At 39.3% G+C, this 25527-nt stretch carries 34 protein-coding genes and 1 tRNA gene; 8 read left to right on the top strand and 27 right to left on the bottom strand.

Features of this window, described 5'->3' with window-relative positions:
• Nucleotides 1-3 precede the first annotated feature (3 nt).
• Nucleotides 4-1248, top strand: coding sequence for a cell division protein FtsZ (ftsZ, locus tag TSIB_RS06460; RefSeq protein ID WP_015849601.1), 1245 nt, complete (start codon nt 4-6; stop codon nt 1246-1248).
• Between the two features lie 52 nt (nt 1249-1300).
• On the opposite strand, the gene TSIB_RS06465 is transcribed toward ftsZ, so the two are convergent.
• From TSIB_RS06465 to TSIB_RS06565, 22 genes are all read right to left on the bottom strand, one after another.
• Nucleotides 1301-1747 carry an adenylyltransferase/cytidyltransferase family protein gene (locus tag TSIB_RS06465; RefSeq protein ID WP_015849602.1) on the bottom strand — a complete coding sequence of 149 codons (447 nt, stop codon included), beginning with the start codon at nt 1745-1747 and terminating at the stop codon, nt 1301-1303.
• Nucleotides 1744-2256 (bottom strand): RNA-binding protein, encoded by a 513-nt coding sequence (locus TSIB_RS06470; protein ID WP_015849603.1) that lies wholly within the window; start codon nt 2254-2256, stop codon nt 1744-1746. The genes TSIB_RS06465 and TSIB_RS06470 overlap by 4 nt, the downstream gene beginning before the upstream one ends.
• Before the next feature lie 18 nt (nt 2257-2274).
• Nucleotides 2275-2874, bottom strand: a complete 600-nt coding sequence (locus tag TSIB_RS06475) for a DUF4443 domain-containing protein (RefSeq protein ID WP_015849604.1) — start codon at nt 2872-2874, stop codon at nt 2275-2277.
• A gap of 53 nt (nt 2875-2927) precedes the next feature.
• Entirely contained in the window at nt 2928-4070 is a 1143-nt protein-coding gene (locus tag TSIB_RS06480; RefSeq protein ID WP_015849605.1) for an RNA ligase, read from the bottom strand.
• A 126-nt stretch (nt 4071-4196) separates the two neighbouring features.
• Nucleotides 4197-4922: a tRNA-binding protein gene (locus tag TSIB_RS06485; RefSeq protein WP_015849606.1), complete on the bottom strand. Its 726-nt coding sequence runs from the start codon at nt 4920-4922 to the stop codon at nt 4197-4199.
• A complete protein-coding gene (locus TSIB_RS06490) occupies nt 4906-5976 on the bottom strand; it encodes a hypothetical protein (protein ID WP_015849607.1) in 1071 nt (356 codons plus the stop codon). Before TSIB_RS06490 ends, TSIB_RS06485 begins: the two co-directional genes overlap by 17 nt.
• A 5-nt stretch (nt 5977-5981) precedes the next feature.
• Complete coding sequence (locus TSIB_RS06495) at nt 5982-6314, bottom strand: hypothetical protein (protein WP_015849608.1); 333 nt, start codon at nt 6312-6314, stop codon at nt 5982-5984.
• Between the two features lie 4 nt (nt 6315-6318).
• Complete coding sequence (locus tag TSIB_RS06500) at nt 6319-7299, bottom strand: DHH family phosphoesterase (RefSeq protein ID WP_015849609.1); 981 nt, start codon at nt 7297-7299, stop codon at nt 6319-6321.
• Entirely contained in the window at nt 7277-7585 is a 309-nt protein-coding gene (locus TSIB_RS06505) for a DUF3194 domain-containing protein (protein ID WP_015849610.1), read from the bottom strand. The genes TSIB_RS06500 and TSIB_RS06505 overlap by 23 nt, the downstream gene beginning before the upstream one ends.
• Nucleotides 7586-7616: 31 nt before the next feature.
• The gene (locus tag TSIB_RS06510) at nt 7617-7970 is read right to left on the bottom strand and encodes a prefoldin subunit beta (RefSeq protein WP_048160396.1); all 354 of its coding nucleotides are present in this window, start codon (nt 7968-7970) and stop codon (nt 7617-7619) included.
• 60 nt (nt 7971-8030) lie between these two features.
• Nucleotides 8031-8273: a KEOPS complex subunit Pcc1 gene (pcc1, locus tag TSIB_RS06515; RefSeq protein ID WP_015849612.1), complete on the bottom strand. Its 243-nt coding sequence runs from the start codon at nt 8271-8273 to the stop codon at nt 8031-8033.
• Nucleotides 8270-8902 (bottom strand): ribosomal biogenesis protein, encoded by a 633-nt coding sequence (locus TSIB_RS06520; protein ID WP_015849613.1) that lies wholly within the window; start codon nt 8900-8902, stop codon nt 8270-8272. The genes pcc1 and TSIB_RS06520 overlap by 4 nt, the downstream gene beginning before the upstream one ends.
• A gap of 68 nt (nt 8903-8970) precedes the next feature.
• On the bottom strand, nt 8971-9120 hold the full coding sequence (locus TSIB_RS06525; RefSeq protein WP_048160397.1) for a DNA-directed RNA polymerase subunit P: 150 nt from the start codon (nt 9118-9120) through the stop codon (nt 8971-8973).
• A 27-nt stretch (nt 9121-9147) separates the two neighbouring features.
• The gene (locus TSIB_RS06530; RefSeq protein WP_015849615.1) at nt 9148-9405 is read right to left on the bottom strand and encodes a 50S ribosomal protein L37ae; all 258 of its coding nucleotides are present in this window, start codon (nt 9403-9405) and stop codon (nt 9148-9150) included.
• Between the two features lie 247 nt (nt 9406-9652).
• Nucleotides 9653-10012 (bottom strand): DUF835 domain-containing protein, encoded by a 360-nt coding sequence (locus TSIB_RS10595; protein WP_266105269.1) that lies wholly within the window; start codon nt 10010-10012, stop codon nt 9653-9655.
• A gap of 16 nt (nt 10013-10028) precedes the next feature.
• Nucleotides 10029-10619 carry a ferritin-like domain-containing protein gene (locus TSIB_RS10600; RefSeq protein ID WP_015849617.1) on the bottom strand — a complete coding sequence of 197 codons (591 nt, stop codon included), beginning with the start codon at nt 10617-10619 and terminating at the stop codon, nt 10029-10031.
• 174 nt (nt 10620-10793) lie between these two features.
• Entirely contained in the window at nt 10794-11603 is an 810-nt protein-coding gene (gene rrp42 / locus TSIB_RS06540; RefSeq protein ID WP_015849618.1) for an exosome complex protein Rrp42, read from the bottom strand.
• Between the two features lies 1 nt (nt 11604).
• Nucleotides 11605-12348: an exosome complex exonuclease Rrp41 gene (rrp41, locus tag TSIB_RS06545; protein WP_048160398.1), complete on the bottom strand. Its 744-nt coding sequence runs from the start codon at nt 12346-12348 to the stop codon at nt 11605-11607.
• Nucleotides 12345-13100 carry an exosome complex RNA-binding protein Rrp4 gene (rrp4, locus tag TSIB_RS06550; protein WP_015849620.1) on the bottom strand — a complete coding sequence of 252 codons (756 nt, stop codon included), beginning with the start codon at nt 13098-13100 and terminating at the stop codon, nt 12345-12347. The genes rrp41 and rrp4 overlap by 4 nt, the downstream gene beginning before the upstream one ends.
• Nucleotides 13097-13807: a ribosome assembly factor SBDS gene (locus tag TSIB_RS06555; protein WP_015849621.1), complete on the bottom strand. Its 711-nt coding sequence runs from the start codon at nt 13805-13807 to the stop codon at nt 13097-13099. Before TSIB_RS06555 ends, rrp4 begins: the two co-directional genes overlap by 4 nt.
• Before the next feature lie 11 nt (nt 13808-13818).
• Nucleotides 13819-14601: an archaeal proteasome endopeptidase complex subunit alpha gene (psmA, locus tag TSIB_RS06560; RefSeq protein ID WP_015849622.1), complete on the bottom strand. Its 783-nt coding sequence runs from the start codon at nt 14599-14601 to the stop codon at nt 13819-13821.
• A 111-nt stretch (nt 14602-14712) separates the two neighbouring features.
• Nucleotides 14713-15075, bottom strand: coding sequence for a ribonuclease P protein component 2 (locus TSIB_RS06565; protein WP_015849623.1), 363 nt, complete (start codon nt 15073-15075; stop codon nt 14713-14715).
• A 73-nt stretch (nt 15076-15148) separates the two neighbouring features.
• On the opposite strand from TSIB_RS06565, the gene TSIB_RS06570 reads away from it, so the two are divergent.
• Entirely contained in the window at nt 15149-16306 is a 1158-nt protein-coding gene (locus TSIB_RS06570) for a DUF763 domain-containing protein (protein ID WP_015849624.1), read from the top strand.
• Nucleotides 16307-16456: 150 nt separating this feature from the next.
• Here the strand turns inward: TSIB_RS06570 and TSIB_RS06575 are convergent, their stop codons facing one another.
• The gene (locus tag TSIB_RS06575; RefSeq protein WP_048160399.1) at nt 16457-16981 is read right to left on the bottom strand and encodes an HNH endonuclease; all 525 of its coding nucleotides are present in this window, start codon (nt 16979-16981) and stop codon (nt 16457-16459) included.
• 165 nt (nt 16982-17146) lie between these two features.
• A tRNA-Val gene (locus TSIB_RS06580) sits at nt 17147-17224 on the bottom strand.
• 153 nt (nt 17225-17377) lie between these two features.
• Between TSIB_RS06580 and TSIB_RS06585 the strand changes: the two genes are divergently transcribed.
• The 3 genes from TSIB_RS06585 to pyrG all read left to right on the top strand — a co-directional run bounded on the left by TSIB_RS06585 (nt 17378) and on the right by pyrG (nt 19791).
• The gene (locus tag TSIB_RS06585; RefSeq protein WP_015849627.1) at nt 17378-17665 is read left to right on the top strand and encodes a DUF357 domain-containing protein; all 288 of its coding nucleotides are present in this window, start codon (nt 17378-17380) and stop codon (nt 17663-17665) included.
• Nucleotides 17666-17670: 5 nt separating this feature from the next.
• Nucleotides 17671-18063 (top strand): DUF555 domain-containing protein, encoded by a 393-nt coding sequence (locus TSIB_RS06590; protein WP_015849628.1) that lies wholly within the window; start codon nt 17671-17673, stop codon nt 18061-18063.
• A 129-nt stretch (nt 18064-18192) separates the two neighbouring features.
• Complete coding sequence (gene pyrG, locus TSIB_RS06595; RefSeq protein WP_048160400.1) at nt 18193-19791, top strand: glutamine hydrolyzing CTP synthase; 1599 nt, start codon at nt 18193-18195, stop codon at nt 19789-19791.
• On the opposite strand, the gene TSIB_RS06600 is transcribed toward pyrG, so the two are convergent.
• Together TSIB_RS06600 and TSIB_RS06605 are read right to left on the bottom strand one after the other, a co-directional pair.
• Complete coding sequence (locus TSIB_RS06600; protein WP_015849630.1) at nt 19788-20684, bottom strand: hypothetical protein; 897 nt, start codon at nt 20682-20684, stop codon at nt 19788-19790. The genes pyrG and TSIB_RS06600 overlap by 4 nt on opposite strands.
• Nucleotides 20685-20828: 144 nt before the next feature.
• A complete protein-coding gene (locus TSIB_RS06605; protein WP_015849631.1) occupies nt 20829-21863 on the bottom strand; it encodes a PLP-dependent cysteine synthase family protein in 1035 nt (344 codons plus the stop codon).
• A 648-nt stretch (nt 21864-22511) separates the two neighbouring features.
• Here TSIB_RS06605 and TSIB_RS10605 point away from each other — a divergent pair.
• The 3 genes from TSIB_RS10605 to TSIB_RS06620 all read left to right on the top strand — a co-directional run bounded on the left by TSIB_RS10605 (nt 22512) and on the right by TSIB_RS06620 (nt 24409).
• Nucleotides 22512-23048 (top strand): arginase family protein, encoded by a 537-nt coding sequence (locus tag TSIB_RS10605; protein WP_052293231.1) that lies wholly within the window; start codon nt 22512-22514, stop codon nt 23046-23048.
• 10 nt (nt 23049-23058) lie between these two features.
• Nucleotides 23059-23451, top strand: coding sequence for a 30S ribosomal protein S8e (locus tag TSIB_RS06615; protein WP_048160403.1), 393 nt, complete (start codon nt 23059-23061; stop codon nt 23449-23451).
• Between the two features lie 64 nt (nt 23452-23515).
• Entirely contained in the window at nt 23516-24409 is an 894-nt protein-coding gene (locus TSIB_RS06620) for a zinc ribbon domain-containing protein (protein WP_015849634.1), read from the top strand.
• Here the strand turns inward: TSIB_RS06620 and TSIB_RS06625 are convergent.
• The gene (locus TSIB_RS06625; protein ID WP_015849635.1) at nt 24372-25427 is read right to left on the bottom strand and encodes an NOG1 family protein; all 1056 of its coding nucleotides are present in this window, start codon (nt 25425-25427) and stop codon (nt 24372-24374) included. The two genes, TSIB_RS06620 and TSIB_RS06625, sit on opposite strands and share 38 nt — an antisense overlap.
• Between the last annotated feature and the right edge of the window lie 100 nt (nt 25428-25527).

A 25527-nucleotide genomic window follows, 5' to 3' on the forward strand; every position in this document is an offset into this window, starting at 1 on the left:
GGAATGGTGTTTAAAATATTAGAACAAGCCGGTATTGATTTAGATATAAATAATAACGGAAATAAAATTCAGGAAACTCTCAGTGATCTTGAGACTTCTAAATCTGTCATTAAAATCGCAATAATCGGCATTGGAGGTTCAGGAAACAATACAATTACCCGACTCTATGAATTGGGTGTTGAAGGAGCAGAGTTAATAGCAATGAATACTGATGCCCAGCACCTAGCCCGGACAAAAGCCCACAGAAGAATATTGCTTGGGAAAAATATAACTCACGGTAAAGGTTCTGGTGGGAACCCAAGAATAGGGTATTTGGCTGCAGAGGCCAGTAGAGATGAAATCGCTGAAGTTGCTAGGGATGTTGATCTCGTATTTCTAACTGCCGGTATGGGCAATGGAACTGGAACTGGAGCTGCCCCTGTAATTGCAAAGATCATAAAAGAAGAAGCAAGAAACAGAGGAAGAATTCAAGAACCACTCATTATAAGTGTTGTAACATATCCTTTCAAAAATGAAGGCACCAGACGAATTGAGAAAGCAAAAACAGGAATACAGGCATTGCTCAAATACTCTGACACTGTGATAATAATAGAAAACGACAAACTTCTTGAACTTGTACCCAAATTGCCAATATCTGCCGCATTTAGATTCGCAGATGAAATAATAGCCAGGATGGTTAAAGGCATAACAGAAACCATAATGCTTCCATCAATGGTGAATATCGACTTTGCTGATGTTTATAGTGTAATGAAAAATGGTGGGGCAGCCTTAATTGGGATTGGAGAGAGCGACTCCAACAGAAGAGCTGTTGATGCGATAAACAATGCATTGACCAACAAAATGCTTGAAGTGGAGTTTGGAAGTGGTGAATCAGCATTGGTTCATTTCACTGTCGGCCCAGATGTGAGTCTTGGAGAAATAAACGATGCAATGCAAATAGTCTACGAAAAATTAGGAGCAAAATCGGAGATAAAATGGGGTGCAAGAATCGATAAAGAGCTTGGGAAAGTAGTTAGAGCAATGGTTATAATGACGGGAATTAGATCTCCTCACATTCTCAGCAGTGATGTACATGCCCTTAAGGAGGAAGACAATATTATTATATCCAATCCAATTCACAGAAGAATAAACAAAGACTCAGAACTTGAAAATCTCTTTGATAAAGTCTCGGGAGAAAATAGAAACTCTATGAGAAATCCAATTGCCGAGAGGATTTTAGATAGTGTCATAGATTACGACTTAAGTTAAATCTTTACCTCTTTATAATCACTTAAGTTTGGTAAAATCAGATTGGCTTAAATCATTCACAAAATGTTTCCACTATTTTTTGAATTATTTTGCTGGTTTTAGCAACATCGCTTTTATATGCATATGGAATTCTTATAACTTCGGCATTAATATTTTTTTTCTTAAGTTCTTCCTTAAGAGCACTTACATCAAAATTTTGATCTGGCCCTAAAGCAATGATATCTGGATTTAGCTGTTTAACAATCTCAAAACTTATACAATTTGGTTCTCCAATGACAACCTCATCTACCATTTTAAGAGCTTTTAAAACTTCTGCACGCTCATACATAGAGTTTATAGGCCTCCTTCCTTTTCTTTCCTCAACGGTTTTATCATGAGCCACTATTACTACGAGCTCATCTCCAAGCTCTTTTGCTTGTTTCAGAAAATGGATATGTCCTACATGTAATATATCAAAAACCCCTCCTGTAACTACTCTAATTTTCTTTTTCTTAGTCATAGCGCTGTCAACTCCCAAATTTTATCTTTTGCATGATGTATCACTTTCACCGCTTTTCCTTTTTTCTTTTCTTTCATGGTTTTTCCATCTAATAAAGCTATTCCAATTGCCAATGGTCTGCCATATTTCTCTTCAACAATAAAAACAAAGTCTCCCTCTTTAATTTCTTCGTCTACATCCACTATCCCTGGAGTCATTACATCCGCACCATTTAAGATATAAGGCACTGCTCCTTGATCTACCACGACTCTACGTTTCCAAGTTCTCAAATCCTCTAGAGTAGAGATTTCATAAAGAGCTATGACTAGCGGAAAAATCAAATCTTCTCGTTTTATAAAACGAGGCTTTTTATTAACAAAGAGTATTTGGGTCTTTTTATCAAATTCACCTATTAGAACCTGATCACTCTTAGATATCAACTTTTCTGCCACTTCTTTCCCAAAGATTCTCTTCATATCTTCCATTATCTGTCTAACCTCTTTTTTACTCAAAGGATGTTTTATCTTCATTGTGGACACCTTAAACTTCTACTCCTCTAATTTCCTAATTTCGACTGGTATTTGCTCTCCTTTCAAAACCAATGCTACATGAATAGCACTTTTAACTGCATCAATGCGATTTTCTGCCCAAGTTATAACAATAAGATCCCCATCTTCAAGAGGTAGTTTCTCTAAATCCTCAGCGATTTCAGGAAGTGTTTCTTTAAGAGGCCTGTTATCCTCAGGGAATATAACTTCCCCATTAAGGTAACGGAGAATCATCGCCCCTCTTGCGAAGAACCTAATGGCTTCATCCCTTAGCTCTATACTTTTAAATTGGGGGGGATCTTTCACGACAATAGCATATGCCAGAAAATCTTCTATTGAACAGACTTCTACGGGTTCTGAAAAGAGGTCTAAAATTGCCTCCACGACTTTAAAACCCTTTTCACTTAAGGAATGACCCTTTTGTTGGGATTTAATCAAATTTAAAGCAGCTAACTTCTTTAAAAGGGTTCTAATAGTGCCTTCTCCAAGATTTAATTCCTCAGAAATCTGTTTACGGCCTTTCGGAGTCTTTAGCAAAAAGAGTGTGACAAGAATATCTTCTATTTCAAACTCTGGATACGCACCTCTTTTCCAGTCCATTCTTTCACCCCTACTTTGAAATGCAGTACGGAATATAAAAAGTTTAAGGAAGATTAATCCACGAATGCATGACCATTCCATAGCTCCAGAATTTCCCTTGTTGCCTCTGGATAAACTCTTTTGAAACTTATTCTCCAGTAATCATTAGGCATTTCTTCAATTTCTTCAATATGGATTTTTAATCCCAGGCGTTCAAAATGAGAGACCATTTTATATGCTGTTTCTATGTGCTTTACCCTAACTGTAAAGACCTCTGCTATCTCTTCACCACCACTTACATCCCATATACTCTCAACAAAGGGTTCTAAAAGAGCCTTTCCAAGAGCAGTGGCGTATTTCTCAAACTCTGCATCTCTAATTTTTTTCTCTGATAAGTAGAATCCTAGACGCTTAATCCTTTGCATAAAATATCCATGAGGAAGTTCAAAAAAGACTCTAGCACCTATGCGGATATCATTTATATTTGCATAAGGTGTGACGTACTTTATTATCCTCTTCATGTCAAAACTTTTCATCACAATTCCTTCTCTTCGTTGCTCCCTAAGATTTTCTATAAGCTCTCTAAGGTCATTTATTTTAGAAATATCATAAATGCCAAAAATCTCAACACTTGGAATTCCATACTCTTCTGCTATTTTTACCCTTTCTTTTACAGGGAGGGACTTTCCGGTCCTCTTTTCTTGAATATCAAAAAGAAAGAACTTAATATCTTCCTTTACGTATGGTGGACCCTCAACAAGATAAGGACTTTCTGGGCCTGCCATTTCTCCACAAAGCACCAAATTGGGGTAATCTTTAAAGAATTCCATATTAACGAAGTCTTCAATCCGCTCTGTAGTAAATGGACATATAAAGCCGCCTCTAGTAAAGGCAAACACTCTCCCCTCAATTTGAGCAACCCTGACATTATACCCATCCACTTTTTCCTCAACATAAAAAGGTTTTCTTTTAAATACTCTTTTTACACCATTTTCCAGCTGTACCACCCTCTTTATGTGGGGAAATCCAAGTATAATATTATGAAAATCAAAGAGCACCGTCCCTCTTCTTAGGTTGGCTACCGAATCTTTAAACCTGAGATACCTAATGCCTTCAAATTCATCTTCAACTATCCCTCCTTTCCCCTCAAGTATCTCAATTCGCTCTTTGTTGATTCCGAGATCAAGAAGAAGGCTCTTAAAATATGAACTCACCATTTGCAGCACCAATAAATAATACTCTTTCGTATAATTTATAGTTTTTGTGAAATTGATTTCCCTAGTAATCAACAAATTTTAAAACCAATCTCCCCAAAGTGGTCATTTCAAAAAATGAAAATAAAGTCACTCCTTCAAAAATACTTCCACCAGATTTCTGGTTTCCTTCAAAGCATCCAAAGGAATTCCCTTAGGGAGGCCCCCAATCTCTCCATTAACATCCTTCAAAACTCCTTCACTGGCTCCAAGAAACATTCCCTCACTAGTTATCCCTCTGAAGTTTACAGGTGGAAGTAGTGCAACAGCAACTCTATGGCCCTCTTTCACACTCAAATCATTTGTAACTACTGTAATAGCCTTATCCCCTATATTCACATTGCACACAAGGAGTTTGTCTGCATTTGGATGCTTGCCAGCACTCATAACCTCTCCAACTTTTATATCAACACCAATTACTGGGTCATTTATCTTTCCAAGCGCCAATCTTTTGTCCAAATTCATTATCGTATTCAAGAAAAACCTAACTTTTGCAATGGACTCTTCAAGTTTCTCCCTTTCATGTCTATCAGCCAATTCTAAAAACCTAACATACCACTCTTCCCCACCAAGTGCCTCAATTATTCCTTCAACTTTTTCTTTGAGATCTTTCATTTGAGGAGTTTCAATGAGCTCTGAAGGCTCTAGATAAGAATAGCGCAGAGCCTGAAGTTCAGGGATCATCCTCTTGGCAAGTTGTACGGCTCTTTTCTTATCCCATTTACCTTTGAATTTTGCTCCCTCAATTGTTTTTAGGAAAAGTTCTATCGCTTTTTCTGCAACAAGCAAACGATAGTCATTACTGGTGTCCCACATCCTCATCACCCTCAATCGCTTTTAGAATCTCTTTCTTAACGTTTTCGTTAGAGATTGCCTCGGCCACAGTAACGGCTTTGAGTTTATCTCCCTTCCTAGCATAAGCCAAGGCTATTCTAGCAAATACCTGAGAAGCGATCTCCTTGTTAGTTATTATGGCCGCTATAGTTAAGGCATCTTTAATCTGGCCTATTTTTAGGAATTTAAACGCAATATCTCTAAGGGAATCATCATCAGGCTGGAGTTTTCTTTCAACAACCATCCTAAATGCCTCTTCTACTAAACTATTCCCTAAACCTTTTTTATCATGAAGAACAAGCCAATATGCTACTTCTAGCAACGCTAAAACTTTTTCTTCCTCTGACAAGTACTTGATAACAAAAACTGCACTTTCTAAGTCCCTTCTCTCAAGAAAATCTGAGACCACCTTACTACCCATTTGTGTTGCAGCTTCTATAAGTGAGGCCTTTTTCCTCAGCTCTCGTGCAATAAGATTTCGTCTGATATTCTCATAAATTTCTGCTGCAAGCTCATAGAACTCCCTAGCGTTTGGAGACCTTATTTTATCTGCACTCTCAACTATTCGCTGAGCTAAACTGTAGAGAAAAGAAAGAACTTTGGAATATGGTTCAGAGGAGCTTACCACACTTTCATAAGAAACATTATAATAGTAGAAAGCATCGCTGTATTTTCCACTTAGAGCCATGTAATATGCTAGGTATCCATACCCATCAGCCCTCCAAAGGGTAGAATCAATAGATTTAACAAGTTGATAATCTTTTTTAAAGAAGTAATCTCCTTTACTATCTCCTGAGGCCAAAAGAGTATAACCAATCAATGCCAAGGCCCTAGCTTTTTCCAAGGACTCCTTTAAAGAATCCACTGTTTCAAGCATTCTTCCTAAAACCGCTTCCATGTATTTAGCTTCTTTTACATAAAGGTAAATATATGAAAGTGCTTCAAGTCGTGGGAATGGTTCTTTGATTCTAAGAGCTAAATCCAAAGCACTCCCAAAATCACCCCTCTCCATAAAATCCGATATATCTTCCATCATAAATATCACCGACTGTTCTTAACTCGCTTATCCCATTCCTCAAGCATTAGATCAAGGGCTAACAAATTGGTAAGCTTTAGTCGTACTTTATTATTCTCATAATCAATACTACCATTGAATTCGTTAAGGAGTTCAAAAACCTTGCTGGCTTCATTCTGATTTAAATTGTTTCCATAGAATTCCTCACCACATTTTGGGCATTTAAACGCAAAACTGTTTAAAACAGACAAGAAAGAGTCCTTATCTTTAAGTAACTCTTGAAAATTATCCACTACTAGCATTTGTTCCACAAGATCTTCCCATTTAATTACCTCGCCACAAAGGGGGCACCTACTCATTGAATCACCCCAAGTTCTTTAGAAAAGTTTCGATTTCTTTCACTAAAAACTTAACGGCCTCATCAAGATTTTTCTTTCCGTTTGCTCCAGCTGCCCCAGAATGTCCTCCTCCAGAACCATCTATAATCGGGCCCACTTTTTCCATGATTTTGCCTAAATGAAGTCCTTTTTTAATTAAATGCTCTTTTGCACGAGATGAGATTCTAACTCCATTCTTTTCACTCCCCACAATCGCAACATCGGCCCCCAACTGGAGAAAAGTCTTACAAGCCAGCGATTCATAAGAAGAAACCTTTGAAATCGCAATTATATAGTTTTTCACCTTTTTAATTTCCATTCTCTGGCAAGCTTTCAAAATTGCCATTCTCTTCGCCTGATCGATGTTTTCATCTGTAACTGGAACTACAAGATTGTATATCTCCCCCATCTGTATTTCAAACATTTTTAAGATCTCAGAAACGGTTTTAAATGTTTTTACGTTGGCGTATCTAAAATTCGCAGTATCAGTGATAATCCCGGCCAAGATAGCTCTCACCGACATTTCATCGCGAAACCCCAGATATTTAAAAAGATCCCACACTATCTCCGCTGTAGATGTCCTAGATGAATCCACAATCTTGATATCCGCCTTTATAGGGTTCTCTTTTTCAACATGGTGATCGATAACTATAACAATCTTTCCTTCGGGAAGATTAATGGGGTCAAGTTGTTCAAGAGAGGATGTGTCAAATATTATTATCACATCCTCCTCAACTTTTGGATTTTTTTCTACCTCAGCAAATTGAAGAAGCCTCTTTGCATAAGAAGAAATACTCTGAGCAACCCCAATTCTATTTTTTAGTCCCATGCTTGTCAAGTATCTTGAAAAAGCAATAGCACTACCCAATGAATCAGGATCTGCATTGTGGTGACACAAAAGCATGAAAGAATAATTATTTTTCTTTGCTTTATTTAAAAACCGCTTAAGTTTTATTTTTCCTTGCAATTTCTATCAACCTTCCCTCAACTTTTTTGTATGCCTCTTCAAGAGCCTTTTCAACTAAATTATCCACATCCACTTTCACGAATATTGGAACTTCCAAGTAAATTTCAAGTTCCAAATCGAGAGTATCTCCCTGGTTTAATTTTGTTGTTACTTCAATATCCTTTACTTCACTTCTCGTTAAATGAGCAAAAATATACTCTATCGCTGTTTCTTGAGCAAGTTCTCCGAGTTTCACGAGTTCCTCTTCATTCAGTTCCGGAAGGCCTATATGAATAACCCTCTTCATATATACCACTCACAAAATTTAAAAAAGAAATTTAACCGGCTACCCCTCCTCTAAGAGCACTTTGTATCTGTTGGGTAAGTTCCTTAATCTTTTCATTAAGTTTCTGCTCTTGCCTTTCTAAGGCCTTCAAACGCACTTCAAGTGTCTCAACTTTTTCTTTTACCTCTTCCAAGGCCTTTGATTTTGTTGACTTTACAATTAATGTACCTACTGTTTTGTAGATTGGGGTTCCTTCTTCTGTCTTTTCAATCTCTTCAAGGGCTTTTTTGGCATCGTTAAGCTCTACCTGAACTCTTTGCTTTTGTTGAATAACAAGTTGGATCTGCTGTTGGTAACTCTCCAACTGGCCTAACAATGCTTGGACTTGTGGTGGAATGTTCTGCATAGCAACACCTCCATAATCGTGATTCCGAGCTATACTCTCAGAGAACATTTAAATAGTTAACTAAAGCTCAGCAACATCGAGGGCAACTTTAATCCATCGAAGGTAAGAATTGATAGTGCCCCTTAAAGCGGAGTTATCCTCTGCAGTGAATCTCATTATTATTTTGGAACCCTTCAAAGAAAAATCCAACCTGCTTCTCCTATATGGAACACTTTTGTGCTCAAAAAGAACGCTTTCATAAACAATCTTTGCAATTTCTTCGTTTGGGAATTCTAGTTCAATTGAACCTTTTATCCGGCTCATACTTCCTCGCTCCTCTTGATCCCGAGCTTTTCCTTGTAATCCCATCTCCGGCCATCTTCCATTATCCATATTTTAACACTTATCAAGGGGCCTACTGGATTCTCTTTTGAAACATCAAAGCGATAGAAGTTTACCGCCATACCCCTAGGATGCGGCTCTACAACCCCAAGAACGTCTGTATTATATTTATCGGCTATATATTGAAGAGTTCTTCCATCTCTCGGAACAAACTTTCCATTTGTGAGCTCGGCAAAGACCTGTCCAAATGTAACATGATCAAGTCCCACATTTTCAGCCGTTGTAATTATGAATGTCATTTCCTCCCTAATCGGCCTAATATTTCTAAACCCCATTTCTCGCTGAAGTTTAATACCGTGAAGGTAGAGATAGCCCATATAGGCCCAATCTTCTGGAGAAACCTTAATAAAAGTCATTTTAAGAGGATTACCTTTCCAAACGTTTATAACCAAAAGCCTTTCGTATCCCCTGTCGTATGCTTCAACAAGAAGGTCTTGCACAGTCTTTTTACCTCTAGTCAAATAGGTCGAGTTTGGAAAAATACGCTCTAAGTCATGTCCAAAGCTTCTTGTCCTCCTTGTAGGTCGATGGGAAGTGGTTATCAGCATCATTTCTGATCACTTGTGAGTTTATCAAAAATAAGTTATAAAGCTTTTTGAATGTTTTAAAAAAGCAGAATTTAGATGGCTTTAACTCTTCTCCCCACTTTAGGCCTAGGCTTGTAAATTATCTTAGCTCCGCAGTAGGGACAGCGAATCTCCCTAACCACCGCCAAATCCATTTTGAATTCTTTCCCACATTTTGCACACTTATATAATACTTCCACCATAGTTATCACCAAAAATTTTTAAGGGGCTCATGGACTTGAGATGCCCCTCTTAGCAATTCTCCCGGCTGGTGTGGCTGGTAAATAAGCTCCTCCCGCGAAAGTTGCGCCACATTTCTGGCATTGCCATATCCCTGTGCTTATTCTCCTAACAGCCTTTCTGCCACATACTGGGCAGGTATGCTTCTGTCTCATTTTCTCCTCTACTGCAGCTACTCTTCTTCTAATCTTGAGACCGTATCTTGGACCAAACCTTCCAGCGGATCCTACTTTTTTAGTTCTTGGCATGATCATCACCTCTAATGATTATGACTGAAATGAATTTTAGGAAGTCATTTAAAAGCCTTTCCTTCGAGTTAAGCCAGCAGATAGTGAAGCTACTCCCTTTATAAACTTTTGCTAATAATACGTGATGATGTCGTTTTCCCTAAATCCGAGGTTGAAATAATACGTGTTGAGATTCTTCTCGGATACTATAATCCTCTCGCAACTTCGAGCTTGATGAGGACAGAAAGACCGTGTGGTAATGCAGACACTAATCGAGCTTTTCCATTTCTGAAGTTAGCATTGCCCACATCCTCGGCGTAAAAGCCTCTTTCTCTCCCTGCAAGAGAATGTAACAGTCATTTTGGATTGCAATATCCTTCATGGTCATTAATGCTTTTGCAATTTCCCTCTCATCGAACTCCACGAGAAGGGATTCAATGGACTCCAAGAGCACTACCTTGTAGCCTTCCTGGAAAAGATCTCCACAGAGAGTCTCAGGCGATTCAACGATAAAGCGTGGTTTTAGGGTTATAATCCCATTTTTTGCAGCTTTGCTGGTGATCCAAACCACAGGGATGTTTCTTTTCATCCAACTCCTTATCTCTTCCGGCGGTTTGCGAGAAAACACTATCCCCTTGCCTTTGCTAAGGAAGTCCAGAAAAGCATAGCGCGCCTTCAACCGATCTTCGAATAGATAACCTCCAGGAGATAAGCTCGGTTATCGTCTTTTTCTTATCCATGAAACCCCCTATAAATTCATAGGCTTTTCTTATCCTGAGATAGTGATCTCGTTCCATCAGTGCCAGCTGGGAAAATATTCCCCTTGAATCCTCATTTTCAGCATAAGAGATGAGCATCTCGTAGACCTTCTTAGCGAAGAGCTCGCTCTTCATGCAGTACTCCAGAGCTTCGAGGTAGTCATTGGCTTTCTCAAACTCCGAATAGTACGGAAATACTTCCACGGGCGGCGCATCGACCTTAACGGGTTCCTCATCAGTATAAAGCTTTTTGAAAAGCCGGTATAACCTGTCCCGGTGTTCCTTACTTTCATCACTCATCTGAATAAAGAGTACTTTGATGCTATCTCTCTTGACCCTCCGGGCAAGCTCCTCATAGTACTTTGTCTCCTCATCCTCGTTGAAGATGGCGTAACTTAGAACTTCCTTCGGGCGGAGACACTTAAGTCTCTCGATTACTGACGAAAAGTATTCATCAAGGTCTGTAATATTCGGCACCCCCAATAGTTTTATATTGATGTTTGATACTTAACCTTTTCCCCAAAACACTGGGTATAACTCGTCTTCAAGAACACCACTAATCAAAGAAAAACCTTGAGTAAAAGAATGAACCAAAAAATGATCATTAATATATAAGCAACTAATTTCAAAGAAAAAGAAGATATAGGAGGATTACTCCTCTTTAATGGCACCGAAGACTACTTTTCTTACTTCTTCTGCCTTTTTGTATGCAAGATCAACTGCGTAAACTACTTCCTCGAGCTTAAAGCTCCCACCTTCGCTTTTTTGAACTGCTGAGATGTACCCATTTTCATCAGTTGTTATTGTTATCTTCCCATCCATGACTTGTTCTTCTTCAAAGTTTGGATCTACGACTAAGTTGCCCCCAATTTTTGCGAGAGTTACTGGGATTGGAATCCTCTTTACTGGAAGTTTTTCATACTCTTCCAGCATTACTACTTCCTCAATTTCTTCATTGTAATCTACTTTTGGAATTTTCGTGCTTAACAATGCTGCAATTGCACCTATTCCCGATGCATCCAAGAGGTTTCCATCGTGATCCAAAACGTGTACATCTATGAAAATCACTCTGACCAACTTTCCTGGAACTATAACAAGTTTCTCAAGATCAATTGCCTGACTTTCTCTTATTCCTCTATCGATAATTCTTGCAAGCTCTATGGCGCTCTCATCTGGTGGCCCTGGTTCAAAAGTTGGTGATGCCAAGGGAACAAACTCAACGTTGGTTGTTATCACGCCCATGTCTGGCAAATCTGGGAAGGGCTCCCCTAACTCAACTTTTATACCAACCAGAACCTGAGTATTCCCAAGTTTTACTAAAGCGGACCCCTCAGCTTTTTCTATCACATTCGTTTCGACTGTTAGAGGTCTAAAATCCTCTAAACCTCTGCCATCTATTCTCTTGTCCTCCTTGAGTAATTGCAAGATGTGATCTTTTATTATTGAAGCCATTATTTCCATTTCACTCACCTACCTCTTCTACTATTTTGAGATACTTTTCTCTCAAAGCCTCTCTTTGCTTCTGATAGACTGCCTTTGCTCCTTTTATTGCAAGTTTCACTGCTTCGAGGAATTCTTCCTTAGTTAGATAACCATCCATTTGAAGTAGAGTTATATCGTTCTTTATTGGCATTATAGCTACTGGAACATCCGCTTCTCCATAATTATCCTCTTCCTTATTGAGATCAAGGACTATCTCTCCATCTATTTTCCCAGCTGCACATGCCGCAACAAGATCCTTCATAGGGATTCCAGCATCGGCTAAAGCCAAAGAAGCTGCTGTGATTCCAGCCACTCTTGTGCCAGCGTCAGCTTGGAGAACTTCTATAAAGATGTCTATTGAAGTTCTCGGAAATAGTTCAAGAATAACTGCTGGTTCTAAGGCTCCTCTTATAACTTTGCTTATCTCAACACTTCTTCTATCCGGCCCGGGTTTTTTTCTCTCTTCAACACTAAATGGGGCCATGTTATATCTTACTCTCAAAATGGCCCTATCTGGTTTTTGAAGGTGCTTTGGATGAATTTCTCGTGGACCATAAACCGCAGCCATTATCTTATTTTTACCCCACTCAACATAGGCAGAACCATCGGCACTTTTGAGCACTCCAACTTCCATTTTTATTTTTCTAAGTTCATATTTCTTTCTTCCATCAACTCTATACCCATTTTCATCAATAAGCTTGAGTCCTTCAGGCTTTCCCATCATTGTCCTTCACCCTCTTCTAATTGAGGAATCTCTTCAATAATTCCCTGTTCTTTAAGCTCGTTTAATCTTTTAACAAGCATTTCCCTAACGCGATCTGTCAATCCTTGGGTATGACTTTCTCTGTTGACCTTGAGAATAGCTTCTATAGCCAGCTTTTCAAGTTCTTCTTTTCTTCCACTAACCCATACCCATCCATTTTGGCCAACAATAATTCTAGTCCCTGTAAGATTCTTTATCATGTTTATCATTGAACCGCCTTTTCCTATCAAACGAGGAACTTTTGATGGAGTTATCTTTACTAGCTGGCCTCCTTTTAATGGCCCTCCATTGAATGGCATTCCCTTGGTAATCAAATCAATCTGATTAATCTCGTTATATGCCTTTATTTTTGCGTAGATTATATCTCCTATGTCAAATATCTTCCTTAAATCCGTCTTTAATACATCTACTCGTCCTTCTATCACATCTTGTACCCTAAGTCCAGCTTGATAAGGAGCTCCTATATCAACTATCCAGTTTGAGAATTTTACATCAACTATTTTGCCAATTACTGTATCCCCAACTTCTGGGATGTATGGACCTTCTAATGGAACCACCGATACAGTGTCATTTGAAACCCTGACTAATCCAACAACACTTGAGTAAAGTCTGTTCCCTTCTTTAAAAGTTCCTCTTCCATTTTTGAATGATCCTTGTGCCAAGAGTGTCCCTGGAACCACTAAATCCCTATTTTTTACAAAAATCTTTTTCATAGTCCCTTCCTCTCTATAAGTTTAGTTACAACCGTGCCCTTTGTGAGGGCATTCAGTTTCTCATAAAATTCTTCTTCAATTCCACCTGGAATCTCAATCAAAAACATCCAAGACCCGTCACTCGCCCATTCTTCTCTTTTTATATTCCCAAATGTTCTTACCTCTCCATAAGCCTTTCCACTGTACTCCGATGGTATCTTTACAGCAATTACCTTTGTTTCAATTTTTAACGGTAAGACCCTTCTCAAAGCTTTTATTATCTCTGGAACTTGGGCCTGTGCATCTTTGAATATATCCACTCTTACTCCTACCTCTTCCATTGCTTTGAGAATTCTATCAGGGGGGTGAGGATAGCCACTTCTCGGGTCAACTGCATTCCGATGAATTATCATGGCTATCTGCTTTTTCTTATCTTCAAGCATCTGCTTTCTCTGTTCCGCTGTAAGCTGAACCTCTCCCTTTCGGAGAATTATCTTTGCGATTTCATAAGGGTCATTTGTTCCAAAAATCTTTTCCATTTCATGTTCACTTGCCTTATCCCCTTTATGAGCATCTTTAAAAATATAAGGGGTGGCAAGAATTTCTTCAACAGGGAGTTCTTTGCCTTCTTTGAAGTCTCTAGCCAAATATGGATCTACTAGTATTTCAAAAATTTCTCCATGTGTCTTCAATCTGGCAATAACTGCTTTATCGATACTCACTGGCATAGGTATTCACCTCAGTAGTTGCTGTCTAACTCACTATAGTCTTCTTCTTTTTCGGGAACTTCTTCAGCTTCGACCTCTTTCAAAGCCTCTTCAAGACATTTGGCCACTTCTTCTGGAGTAATCTTTTTGAATTTCTTTTCTTTTACTGAAATTACTGCAACTTCAATGCTCTCAGGGGAGGGTTCTTCCATGATTTTTGACAAAGCCAAAACCGCCAGCTTGATTGCCTCTTCCAATGTCATTTCGTCTCTATATTTTTCTTCAAAGATTGCCATTGCTGTGTTTCTCCCACTTCCTATTGCAACGGCTTTCCATTCAAAATATGCACCACTTGGATCGGTTTCGAACAATTCGGGCTTTTCATTTACGCCGGCCATCAAAAGAGCAGCTCCAAATGGCCTGACACCGCCGTATTGGGTATGCATTTGTTTTAGATCACAGATCTTTTTAACTAGAACTGTTAATGGCACTGGTTCTCCATAAGTTAAACGATAAATTTGGGCCTCTAAACGAGCTCTATCCACAAGAACCCTCGCATCAGCTATTATGCCGCTTGAGGCCGCCGCTATGTGGTCATCAATTTGGAAAATCTTTTCGTAACTCTCTGGTTCTATAAGTTTACTTGTTACCCTCTTTTCTACAGCTAAAACGACGCCATCCTTACACTTTACTCCAACTGCAGTGGCACCTCTCTTAACAGCTTCTCTTGCATATTGGACCTGGAAAAGCCTTCCATCAGGGCTGAAAACCGTTATTGCCCTATCATACCCGGCTTGTGGTGGTACAAACGCCATTTTCCATCACCTCTAAAGTTATCGTAATTTTTTATGTTAGGGGTTTCTTTACATCCTTTATATACTCTCCGCTGTAGATAGTCAGCAAAGGGATAATTAAATTTTTCCCAATTACTTCCATCCAAACTCTTTCAAAAATTTCATTTTAAGTCTTTTTATCGTTCCAGACACTCCAAGTGTCCTCACAATAGCTTTTGAACCATTTATTTCAGTTATCAACGTTAATACAAATCGGATTTCCTCTACATATTTCCTATCACATCTTACAATTCCGGTTTGGGTTTTTTCGTCAAACTTTATGAACCAAGGTTTCGCCCTCGCAGTTCCCAGTTCGCCCAAAGTTTTAAGAGAGACATCCCAAATGGCCTTCTTTATCATTTCTTTTTTGAAAGGCCTCTCTCCAGTAACCTGAAAAGCTATGTAACGATTTTTGTCTCTTAGGGTAGGGGGCAATGTTTTTGGTTTCCTTCTCATGACAAGAAATCCTTTGTAGAATGGATTTATTAAATTAACCCAAATCTTTTATAGAAGGGGCATCCAAGATTCTATGATGAGGAGAGGTATTGCAGAACTCCCCTTACATGGGGGACATGTCCCGAGATGGCTCGCCCTTAGAATGAAACGGTTAGCTGATCTTGTCATAAAGCTTCTTGTGGACGAATATGGCACTCAGGGCGTTCTTGAGAGGCTGGCCGATCCAGTGTGGTTCCAAGCACTAAACAACTTAATTGGGATGGATTGGGACTCTTCTGGGAGCACTACAGTCACTGCAGGGATGGTAAAAGATGTGCTTTCTAAAGAAGACCTTGGAATCAAAGCTGCAGGCGGTAAAGGGACCAAGAGCAGGAAAACTCCCGAAGAATTAAAGCAAATAAGCGAAATATACGGCCTCGATGCAGATGAATACATAAAAACTTCAAAACTAGTTGCCAAAGTTGATACAGTGGCCTTACAAACCGGGTACCAGCTTTATCATCACGTCTTCTTTGTTGACCAAGATGGAAGGTGGACCATCGTGCAACAGGGCATGAATCCGAGCATCAAGCTTGCGAGAAGATATCACTGGTTCTCTGAAAAAATTGAATCCTTTACTTTGGAACCACATAAGGGAATAAGCGGGATAAAAAGTGATTATAGCCTGAATACAATTGCGAAAGAAAGCAAAGAGTATCAAAAAACTCTCCTAGATATAATTTCAGAAAGTCCCACAAAAATCGAAAGAGAGGTTAAGAGCATAGAGGCCCTATCAAAAGGTTACACTCCACTGTTCTATAAGCCCTATGAAAAAAGGGAAGTCTTACCAATAGTGGAACGCTATCAGAGCTTTGGAAGATTTGAACTCAATAAAAAAGCATTGGAACTAGCAAGAGAACTTAGTGTAAGCAATTATGACGAGCTTTTGCTGATTAAGGGCCTAGGCCCAAGTACGTTAAGAGCATTGTCTCTCGTTCTTGAGTTGGTGTATGACGTTCATCCCTCCTGGAAAGACCCAGTTACCCATCCTCCTGATCCATTCAAATTTGCCTATGCTGTTGGTGGAAAGGATAAGGTGCCGTTCCCTATTGAGAGGAGTACTTATGACGATCTGATTTCTTTCCTCGAGAAGCTTCTTGAAAAGGGCAAAGAAGAGCGAGAAGTTGTTAAACAGGTCACAAAGATAAGTGAAAAGTGGAAGTTCCCAGAGGAGGAGAAGAGAGCTACTTAGGCCCTTTTATGAAGGAACGCACGCACAATAATCCTCCCTGTGGTACTCCCAGCTCCCTCACTATTGGCCTGCACTTGGCCTTTAGGAGGTAGAAGCCCTTACCGTCCTCCCTCTCGCTCTTCTCACTTGTTGAGATAGGACTGGTAGGGGTTAAAACCACCACTTTTTCTTCCGTTTTTTCTTTTTGAAAGTTCCGAAGAGTTCATCCTCTATACTAAAACTAGGAAGTTCTAGGTCAAAAGAATTCTTATTTTTCCGTCCACGTTTCTTTTTGGGTTCAACAAGGAGATTGAGTTCAGATATCCCCAAATCAAATTGTTCTTTAGATTTTGTACTAGATGATTTTCCAGATTTGTTTCGATTTAGAATACGTCTGATAGAATCTTGAACGTTCTTTGATCTACTCCTAACTTTCTCTTTAAGTTCCTTTCTACTGATTATTGCATTGTCCGCGTTTCTATGGCAAGTGCCACACAGTACTATAATGTTGGAGGGAGTTGTCTTACCGCCTTCTCTGATTGGTTTAATATGATGAATATAACCGGCAGTTGTACTTACTCGTCTTCCACAGTATTCACACTTTCTCCCCACAACTTCAATGATATCCCTTCGCATAGCTCCTGTTATATTCCTCTCACCAGTGACCCTATCAAGTTCATCAGACCAGGACATCATAGTGAACCCCATAGAATTTTTGTTCTTCATTCTAATATAGGTTATGTTGCAATAATTACAGTTATGACAAGCCAAAGGGTAAGTGTCGAGTTGAAGGAGGAGTTGAGGAAGATTGGCAGAATGGGAGAAACGTATGAGGATGTGATTAGAAGATTGTTGGTTTGCTGGTGGGCCCGCGGGGATTCGAACCCCGGACCTCCACCTCGTAAGGGTGGCGTCATAACCAGTCTAGACCACGGGCCCGCCCAAAGCATTAAAGTAGAAGCCCAAATATAAACCTTTCGCTTAAGAACAAGGCTTTAACTCAGCCCTTACCCTTCCAAATAAGTAGGATTTTTAAATGGAAAAGCTAAGATTTATAAGGATTCCAAAATATTTCCAACCGAGGCGAGACTGGTGGAGAGGGAGATCACCGAAGAAAAACTTAAGAAGTACTTCGAAATCACAAAACAAGCTCTTGAGAGGCTAGAAATTGCAGTACATGAAAAAAGCCTTCTCTTTTCTGTAGCGCAAGACTTTTTAACTATGGCAAAAAGCTACTATAGCGACGCTGAATACTACTACAAAAAAGGGGATTATGTCACAGCGTTTGCAGCTTTAAACTATGCCCATGGGTTTATTGATGCCGGAGTAAGACTTGGAGTGTTTGAAGGAGAAGATGACAGACTGTTTGCATTCGGGTGAGGAAAATGGGAGACTATATCGTTGTCCTTGAGGCTCCAATAATAGTGAGAGAGGTTGAAAGTGCAGACGATGCAATAAACGTTGCTGTTTCAAAGGTTGCAAAGGCGTTAAATAAGGAAAAACTGGACTTTGTAAGGGTGGAAATAGGATATTCCCAGTGCCCGGTTTGTGGTTCACCATTTGAAAGTGCTTTTGTGATTGGGAATGTGGGTCTGGTTGGAATTTATCTTACCCTTAAAGTGTTCAATGCCCAGAGTTTGGAGCATGCTGAGAGAATAGCAAAAGCCGTTGTTGGAAAGGCCTTAAAAAAAGTCCCATTAAAAGTTTTTGAGATAAAGGAGTTCCACGATGGAAAAGAAGAGGGTATTGAACTCAATAACCACAAAAATGAGTTTTGAAAATTTTAATTAATTTCTTCTTTTTTTGTTGGGATTTATAGTTTGGAATTTATCATTTTTAGCTTTTTCTAAACAAAACTTTTAAGCTCTTTCATGTCAACAAACAATATAACTTTTGGAGGTTTAGACATGGCAAAGATCATCTTTGTAACCGGTGGAGTAGTGAGCGGCCTTGGAAAGGGAATAACGAGTGCCTCACTCGGAATGCTCATGAAATCGAGAGGCTTGAAAACCACAAACATAAAAATCGACCCCTACCTCAACTACGATGCGGGGACGATGAGCCCTTATCAGCACGGTGAAGTTTTTGTACTAGACGATGGAGGAGAAGTTGATCTTGATCTGGGGAATTATGAGCGCTTTTTAAACACAAGTTTAACCTTTGATCATAACATAACTACCGGAAAGGTATATTCTACTGTTATAGAAAAAGAGAGAAGGGGAGATTATTTAGGAGCCACAGTACAGGTCATCCCTCATATAACAAACGAAATAAAAGAACGTGTAAGGAAAATTGCAGACGAATATGATGTAGTTGTTGTTGAAATTGGAGGTACTGTTGGTGACATAGAGAGCATGCCCTTCCTTGAGGCGGCCAGGCAAATGCAACTTGAGGAAGGCAGGGATAATGTAGCATTTGTTCATGTAACTTATGTTCCAAAGCTTAAAGTTGTAGGAGAGCAAAAGACAAAGCCGACTCAGCACAGTGTCAAAGAGCTCCGATCATTGGGAATCCAGCCTGATGCAATAATAGCAAGGAGTGAGGACCCACTTGAAGAGAATGCAAAGAAAAAGATAAGTCTCTTCACAAACGTACCTACTGAAGCCGTGATTTCTGCTTATGATGTTGAGGATACCTATGAAGTGCCCCTATTGCTTGAAAAAGAAGGATTAGGCAAATACCTTACAAAAAGGCTCGGAATCGATGATAGGGAACCCGATCTGAAGGCCTGGAAGGAGATGGTTAGAAAGTACAAAGAAATAAGAGATGAGGTGGAAATAGCAATCGTCGGTAAATACGTTAAACTCGCTGACTCTTATCTAAGCATTAAAGAGGCCCTAAAGCACTCAAGTGTAGCTAATGAAGTGAAAGTCAGAATAAGGTGGATTGAAGCCGAAGATCTGGAGAAAGAAGGAGTTAAACTCCTTGAGAATGTTGATGGCATTATAGTGCCTGGAGGATTTGGGGCTAGAGGTAGTGAAGGAAAGATAATGGCCGTGAAATACGCAAGAGAAAACAACATTCCCTTCTTGGGAATTTGCTTTGGATTCCAGTTAACAGTAGTAGAATTCGCACGGCATGTGTTAGGCTTTAAAGGAGCGAACTCCACAGAGATAGATCCCCATACTCCTTATCCAATCATTGATCTCATGGAAGAGCAACGTGACCTTGATAAGCTTGGTGGCACAATGAGACTTGGAGCATACCCAATAAAAATAAAGAAAGACACACTTGCTCACAAACTCTATGCTAAGGAACTTATCTATGAGCGCCACAGACACCGCTGGGAAGTAAATCCCGATTTTATTAATGAACTCGAGAAAGCAGGTTTGGTTTTCAGTGGTATAGCTGGCGACGATGAGAGGAGAATGGAAATCCTTGAGCTACCTGATAAGCACTACTTCATAGCAACACAATTCCACCCTGAGTTCAAATCACGGCCCATGAATCCAGCTCCAGTATTTAAAGGCCTGGTAAAAGCAGCAAAAGAGAGAAGATATGGTTAAATACCAAATTCTTCAGTTATCTCTTCTTCAAAACTTTTCCTCTTTGCTATCAATTCAAGGTACAGCATTAAACCACCTATAGCAATTAAAGCCTGCATTACTGCTTGAAATGGTGCTTGCAAAATATTGGATACTAAATTGGCCATGAAATCTGTTCTACCCAAAAAGAGAAGACCAATAAACGATGCTGGAATTGCCAGCAATAGGAATATTGAAACTAACAGCAATGCTGCAAAACCTATGGAAGAGAGCTTATTCTTAAATGCAATTGAGAAACAGCTTAAAGAGGCCCCTATAGAATTAGTAATAACGTATATTGGCACGGCCATGGAACTGGCCGACATCAACAACAAAGCAAGGGGTATCTCCACAGCCAAAAGAAGAACAACCAATGCAGAGACTCCTGTAAGTGCCATGAGTATTCCAAAGAAGAAGACAGGGAGCAAAAGGACTCCTGCACTTAGAATTGCCACTACAAGATTAACCAAGAACACTTGAAATGCATGATAAACACCCTCGTACAATAAATCCACGAGAGTGTATTTCTGGTTATTTTCTGCCATTAAAGCACCTTTAATAACCGCATACTCGCTTAAAGCCTGAAGCAATAGGGAAATAAGCACGAAGATCACAAGAAACTTAAGAAATTCTACCATCTCATTAATAGCCTCTTCAGAAAGTCCTCCTCCATACTCTTCAAAGATTATGCTCCCATTTTCCGGGGAGAGAGTCCCTTCAGAAAACCCCTGAAAAACAGGCACTTCTTTAAGTAGATAAGCAGATAAGGGACTTAAAAGAAGCGAAATTATTAATGGGATTAACAAAAGTCTTGGATTTTTTGTGATGGTAATTATACCTCTAGCAAATGCGTTTACTGCTCCCACAAACACCACCAATAAAAATAGAGGAGTAATGTTTTAAGGGTTTTGGGAGAAAAGTACATTTGGAGGATATTCTTCCCCACATTTTGAACATACAAGTTTCTCTACAAATATAAAGGGCCTCCCCAATAGGATAATAAGGTGAAAAGAAGAGATTTAATCCTCCCTGGCCAGTTCTAGCATTCTTTCGTGCTCTTCTGTTCCTAGTCTCCTCTTTAGGAAGAGTCTAGTGCTAAAGTATCTCGCCGCATAATCAGGGAGAATTGTAACAACTCTATCCCCTTCTCCAAAGTTGTGCCGTTCTGCAAGTTTTATTGCTGCTACTACATTTGCTCCTGATGAAATTCCAACTCCAAGAGCTTCCCTCCTAGCTATTCTTCTTGCCATTTCAATTGCTTCATCACTACTCACAGTAACCCAATCATCAATATATTGCTTGTATTTTTCAACCAAACTTGGAACAAACCCATCACCAATCCCCTCAACTTCATGCCTTCCCCAAGCTCCTAACTCCCCACTTTTGAACCATCCTTCAGCCGTTGGACACTCTGCTGGCTCCATTCCCGCAGTTATTATCCTAGGGTTAGCATCTTTCAATCTCTTTGCAATCCCAACAAGTGTTCCTCCTGAGCCAACTCCAGCCACGAAGCCTTTAATATTCTCTGCTCCCAGCTGCTCTATTATTTCTCTTCCCGTGGTTTCGTAATGGGCCTTGAAGTTTGCCTCATCATCCCACTGATCCAACACCACATATTTGTCAGGATTTTCTTTTTCAAGCTTTTTCGCGTATTCTAATGCTCCCATAGCGTCGCTTTCTCCCCCGGGAGTATAGATTAATTTAGCACCAAAGAGCATGTCTAAAAGTTTCCTCTCGTAGCTCATTTCCTCAGGCATGACTATTAAGACATCATACCCAAAGTAAGAACCCCAAGCAGCAAATGCTATTCCAGTGTTCCCGGTCGTGGCTATCGCTATGGTCATTCCTGGTTTCAATTTTCCCTGTTTTTCGGCCTCTTTTATCATGTAATAAGCCATTCTATCTTTTACACTACCAGTGGGATTCATAAATTCACACTTTGCCCAAATTTCAAACGGATAGTCTTTATCTATTTTGGAAAGCCTTACTATTGGTGTGTCTCCAATTAATTCTACACTACTATTAGCTAGCTTGCCTGCCATCTTTATCACCATTCAGACTAAAGATATCTCCAAATATTTTTACAATTTTTCCTTGAAGATAAAAGAAATTAAACGAAAAAATACTTAAATAATTTAAGAAAAAGTTCCAAAAAGGTGAACGAGCTAAATGACTTTCTCCACACACTCGGGAATAATTATCCAGAAATCGAAAACGTGATTACTCACGTGGTTTTGGGTAGTTGTGAACTATCCCACCCTTTCGGAAGGGGTCTTCCAGGAGGATAAAATTGATATTATCCAAAATAGCTGATTTAAAATTTTAGATTGTTAATTTCAGGATTAAAAAATGATAAAAATACTAATGAACAAGAAAATATAGATGATCTAGGAAGTGAAGAAAATGGGAAAATATAAACCACTTGATCCTCTGGAAGTGCCAAGGTTTGCAGGCATTAGGAGTTTTTGGCGCTTACCACACTTAAGCTAGATATGACCAGAAGCAATTAGGAGCCAATCACTTATATTAAGATCTCACAATCCAGTTTTAAATATAAGCCCCTTTGAATATTGCCCAGGAATTGATTATGGAGACATAAAAGTTATCTCTGGATTTATAGAGCATTCCTACGAAACAATTGAAAAGGAGTATCGCTCAATAATAGACAAGGAAGTAACCCAATAGCCTTGGGGGGTGATCATTTGGAAGAGGGTTTGTTTCTTACTGAGCATTCTATTCAAATTGGGAAAAGAGGTTCTACATACTCCAAAGATGAAATAGATAAAGCAAGAGAGCTTGGGTTTGAGATAGTAACTGCCGAAGAAATGTTCAAACTTGGAATTGACAAGGTAGCGCAGATGATTCAAGAGCGCGTAGGCTATGTTAAAGTCTTTGTAACGTTTGACATTGATTTTATTGACTCGGCATATGCTCCAGGAACAGGAACACCTGAAGTAGGTGGTCCTACTAGCAGAGAGGCACTAGAACTAATAAGAAAAGGACTAAAAGGATTAAATTTTGCAGGCTTTGATTTGGTGGAGGTTTATCCTCAATACGACCCAGGCTTTATTACTGCACTCTTGGCTGTAAACATTGTCTTTGAATTCATTTCATTAATTGCTTCGAACAAAAAGAATACATTAACACTGCAATCAAGCAGACCATTGAAAGTACTTGCCCTATGGGAAAAGATTTATAAGCAAATTTTTAAAATGCCCATAGGGTTAAGATCATCATGAGGTGAGAGTTATGGCTATCTGGCAAGGAAGATCACTAAAAAAACCTTCAGGTGGAAGAATCATATTCACAAGAAAGAAGAGAAAAAGAGAGCTTGGAAGAGAACCGGCACTAACTAGGGTAGTTGAAGAAAAGGAAGAAAGAAAAATCATAAGGACGTATGGAGGCAACAGAAAGGTTAGACTCGTCAAGACCATCTATGCAAATGTTTTCGAGAATGGAAAGGGTAAAAAAGCAAAAATAATCAGTGTAGTGGAAAATCCGGCTAACAGACAATACGTTAGGAGAAATATAGTCACAAAGGGCGCAATTGTCCAGACAGAGATTGGAAAGGCCTTAGTAACTTCAAGACCAGGTCAAGATGGCGTTGTAAATGCAGTCCTTCTAAAAGAAGAAAGCGCTTGATTTTTCTCTTTTTCTGCGAATTGCTTATATACTTCAGTGTTTATTTTATAATGAGGTGTAAGTAGTGGAATATTCACGGCTTGAAAAAATATTAGCAAGTTTGTTTGTTGCATTCCTTCTTTTAGCGAGCATAAATTTTCTGAGAGAGCTTGAAAATATCCCTCAAAGACCAGATTATACATACTACCAAGAAAAATATGGGATAACACCTCTTCTTGAAAATCAAAGTCGTCTAATGGAACTTGATAGGGAGCTTTATGAGGGATATAAAAAGGCTGAAAGTAATCTTACGGAAGCTGAGAGGGTTTATCTCTTCAAAAGGGAGGAATACAGAGTTGCACTTGAGAGTGGAAATGCAACAAAGGAGCTTGAACAGGAATATTTGAAAGCAAAAGAGGAATATGAAAAAGCTTATTTAAAATATCTTGGAGCAAAAAGCGCTTATGATGATGTTCACAATAAGCTACAGGAGCTGAGCTCACAAATTCAAGAGTTGATGCAAAAAGCGAATGAAGAATACACCCGAGCGTATCAAGTGTACAGACTCAAGGTTTTAATGCTTAAACTTGCATTTGTTCTGCCAATTTTTGTGATGTCACTACTCCTTCTCAGAAAGTACAAAAACATTTACACCTCATCGTTGATCGCATATTCAGCATTACTTCTCCTCTACCTGACAATCTCGGCAATATGGAACATAGTTCATATCATAGGTATTAGTCTATTTGGAGCTGTGGCAACACTTGCAGCCCTTTACTATCTCAGGAAGGAGTATTTCAAGCCTGAAAGAGTTTATAAAAGGAGAATTGCCCAAAACAAATGCTACAACTGTGGATTCCCAATAAAGGACGACTACCTTAACTGTCCTAATTGCGGAGCAAAGTTAAAAGAAAAGTGTGAGCATTGTGGAGCTCTTAAGCCTATTCACCTTCAGTTTTGCCCATACTGCGGGCAATAGCTTCCATTTCCGGTTTTATTATTTCTATTACCTTGCTCTTTAGTTCATCTATTCCAATCCCCTTTTCTGCTGCAATTCTCAGAGATTTAATCCCCCTTCTCTGTAAGAACTCTTCAACCTTTCTTATTTTGTCTTCACTAGCTATATCTGTCTTATTTAACACCACTATGAATGGAAAATCTCCAAACTCTTCATATATCTCTTCAAAAAGGTGCATTTGATCCTCTATAGGGTAACCACAGTACTCACTTGGATCAAAGATGTAGATAACTAACTTTCCAAGGTGCCTCAAGGCCAAAATCGCCTGTTTTTCAATTTCATTTCTCTCACTTATTGGCCTGTCCAGAAGACCTGGAGTGTCTATGACTTGGTATTTCAACCAATGTTCTTCGAATTGGCCTACATTTATCCCCTTTGTAGTGAAAGGATATGTGGCAACTTCCGGTTTAGCGTTTGTAAGCTTTCTCAAGAGTGTAGACTTACCCACGTTTGGATGGCCTGCAATAACTATCGTGGGAAGAGTAAGGTCAATTACTGGCATGTCCTTTAAGACGTCTCTGGCCTTGTTCAAATATTCAAGGTTATCATTTATGTCCTTCAAAATACTCGCTACCCTGCCGTAGAATTCCCTCCTTAATTTTGCAATCTCCTTTGGATCTCTTGAGTATCTTATTTTCTCTACGTATCTCTCCTCAAGACCTCTAATGGTTTTTATCGCCCAATTTATTGATGCTAAGGCCTTATGAAACATTCTTTTGTCCACGAGAGTATCAAGAAGCTCCTGGTAAAAAGGAGGAAGGGTCGAAACCCCGGGTGTTCTATCAAGAACTTTCCTAAGACTGTCCCTAGTAACATTTGAAACAGTCCTCACTCTAAGCTCTTCCCTTTGTCTCGCCTTACTGATTATGTTGCCCCTTGGGGTAAAAGCAGAAGCTGCTTTTTCAGCCCGCCTAAAAGCTTTATCAATGATCTCATCTGCCAAAAGGATAGTAGGCATTTTTTCAAATGGATTCCTCATTTTCTCTCACCTTTTCTCACTTTTCCTTTTTCTCGCCTTTAGTGGATTCCACGGTGGGTTTTTAAAGATGTTGATTAAAGAGAAATCTTCAGACAGCATA

It is taken from the genome of Thermococcus sibiricus MM 739 (assembly GCF_000022545.1).
Classification (GTDB): Archaea; Methanobacteriota_B; Thermococci; order Thermococcales; family Thermococcaceae; genus Thermococcus_A; species Thermococcus_A sibiricus.

What these genes read in the sequence shown, in the direction of transcription:
- ftsZ (WP_015849601.1), top strand. Translation starts at nt 4, where the DNA reads ATGGTGTTTAAAATATTAGAACAAGCCGGTATTGATTTAGATATAAAT.
- TSIB_RS06465 (WP_015849602.1), bottom strand. Translation starts at nt 1,747, where the DNA reads ATGACTAAGAAAAAGAAAATTAGAGTAGTTACAGGAGGGGTTTTTGAT.
- TSIB_RS06470 (WP_015849603.1), bottom strand. Translation starts at nt 2,256, where the DNA reads ATGAAGATAAAACATCCTTTGAGTAAAAAAGAGGTTAGACAGATAATG.
- TSIB_RS06475 (WP_015849604.1), bottom strand. Translation starts at nt 2,874, where the DNA reads ATGGACTGGAAAAGAGGTGCGTATCCAGAGTTTGAAATAGAAGATATT.
- TSIB_RS06480 (WP_015849605.1), bottom strand. Translation starts at nt 4,070, where the DNA reads ATGGTGAGTTCATATTTTAAGAGCCTTCTTCTTGATCTCGGAATCAAC.
- TSIB_RS06485 (WP_015849606.1), bottom strand. Translation starts at nt 4,922, where the DNA reads ATGTGGGACACCAGTAATGACTATCGTTTGCTTGTTGCAGAAAAAGCG.
- TSIB_RS06490 (WP_015849607.1), bottom strand. Translation starts at nt 5,976, where the DNA reads ATGATGGAAGATATATCGGATTTTATGGAGAGGGGTGATTTTGGGAGT.
- TSIB_RS06495 (WP_015849608.1), bottom strand. Translation starts at nt 6,314, where the DNA reads ATGAGTAGGTGCCCCCTTTGTGGCGAGGTAATTAAATGGGAAGATCTT.
- TSIB_RS06505 (WP_015849610.1), bottom strand. Translation starts at nt 7,585, where the DNA reads ATGAAGAGGGTTATTCATATAGGCCTTCCGGAACTGAATGAAGAGGAA.
- TSIB_RS06510 (WP_048160396.1), bottom strand. Translation starts at nt 7,970, where the DNA reads ATGCAGAACATTCCACCACAAGTCCAAGCATTGTTAGGCCAGTTGGAG.
- pcc1 (WP_015849612.1), bottom strand. Translation starts at nt 8,273, where the DNA reads ATGAGCCGGATAAAAGGTTCAATTGAACTAGAATTCCCAAACGAAGAA.
- TSIB_RS06520 (WP_015849613.1), bottom strand. Translation starts at nt 8,902, where the DNA reads ATGATGCTGATAACCACTTCCCATCGACCTACAAGGAGGACAAGAAGC.
- TSIB_RS06525 (WP_048160397.1), bottom strand. Translation starts at nt 9,120, where the DNA reads ATGGTGGAAGTATTATATAAGTGTGCAAAATGTGGGAAAGAATTCAAA.
- TSIB_RS06530 (WP_015849615.1), bottom strand. Translation starts at nt 9,405, where the DNA reads ATGCCAAGAACTAAAAAAGTAGGATCCGCTGGAAGGTTTGGTCCAAGA.
- rrp42 (WP_015849618.1), bottom strand. Translation starts at nt 11,603, where the DNA reads ATGGAAATAATGGCTTCAATAATAAAAGATCACATCTTGCAATTACTC.
- rrp41 (WP_048160398.1), bottom strand. Translation starts at nt 12,348, where the DNA reads ATGATGGGAAAGCCTGAAGGACTCAAGCTTATTGATGAAAATGGGTAT.
- rrp4 (WP_015849620.1), bottom strand. Translation starts at nt 13,100, where the DNA reads ATGAAAAAGATTTTTGTAAAAAATAGGGATTTAGTGGTTCCAGGGACA.
- TSIB_RS06555 (WP_015849621.1), bottom strand. Translation starts at nt 13,807, where the DNA reads ATGCCAGTGAGTATCGATAAAGCAGTTATTGCCAGATTGAAGACACAT.
- psmA (WP_015849622.1), bottom strand. Translation starts at nt 14,601, where the DNA reads ATGGCGTTTGTACCACCACAAGCCGGGTATGATAGGGCAATAACGGTT.
- TSIB_RS06565 (WP_015849623.1), bottom strand. Translation starts at nt 15,075, where the DNA reads ATGAGAAGGAAACCAAAAACATTGCCCCCTACCCTAAGAGACAAAAAT.
- TSIB_RS06570 (WP_015849624.1), top strand. Translation starts at nt 15,149, where the DNA reads ATGATGAGGAGAGGTATTGCAGAACTCCCCTTACATGGGGGACATGTC.
- TSIB_RS06575 (WP_048160399.1), bottom strand. Translation starts at nt 16,981, where the DNA reads ATGATGTCCTGGTCTGATGAACTTGATAGGGTCACTGGTGAGAGGAAT.
- TSIB_RS06590 (WP_015849628.1), top strand. Translation starts at nt 17,671, where the DNA reads ATGGGAGACTATATCGTTGTCCTTGAGGCTCCAATAATAGTGAGAGAG.
- pyrG (WP_048160400.1), top strand. Translation starts at nt 18,193, where the DNA reads ATGGCAAAGATCATCTTTGTAACCGGTGGAGTAGTGAGCGGCCTTGGA.
- TSIB_RS06605 (WP_015849631.1), bottom strand. Translation starts at nt 21,863, where the DNA reads ATGGTGATAAAGATGGCAGGCAAGCTAGCTAATAGTAGTGTAGAATTA.
- TSIB_RS06615 (WP_048160403.1), top strand. Translation starts at nt 23,059, where the DNA reads ATGGCTATCTGGCAAGGAAGATCACTAAAAAAACCTTCAGGTGGAAGA.
- TSIB_RS06625 (WP_015849635.1), bottom strand. Translation starts at nt 25,427, where the DNA reads ATGAGGAATCCATTTGAAAAAATGCCTACTATCCTTTTGGCAGATGAG.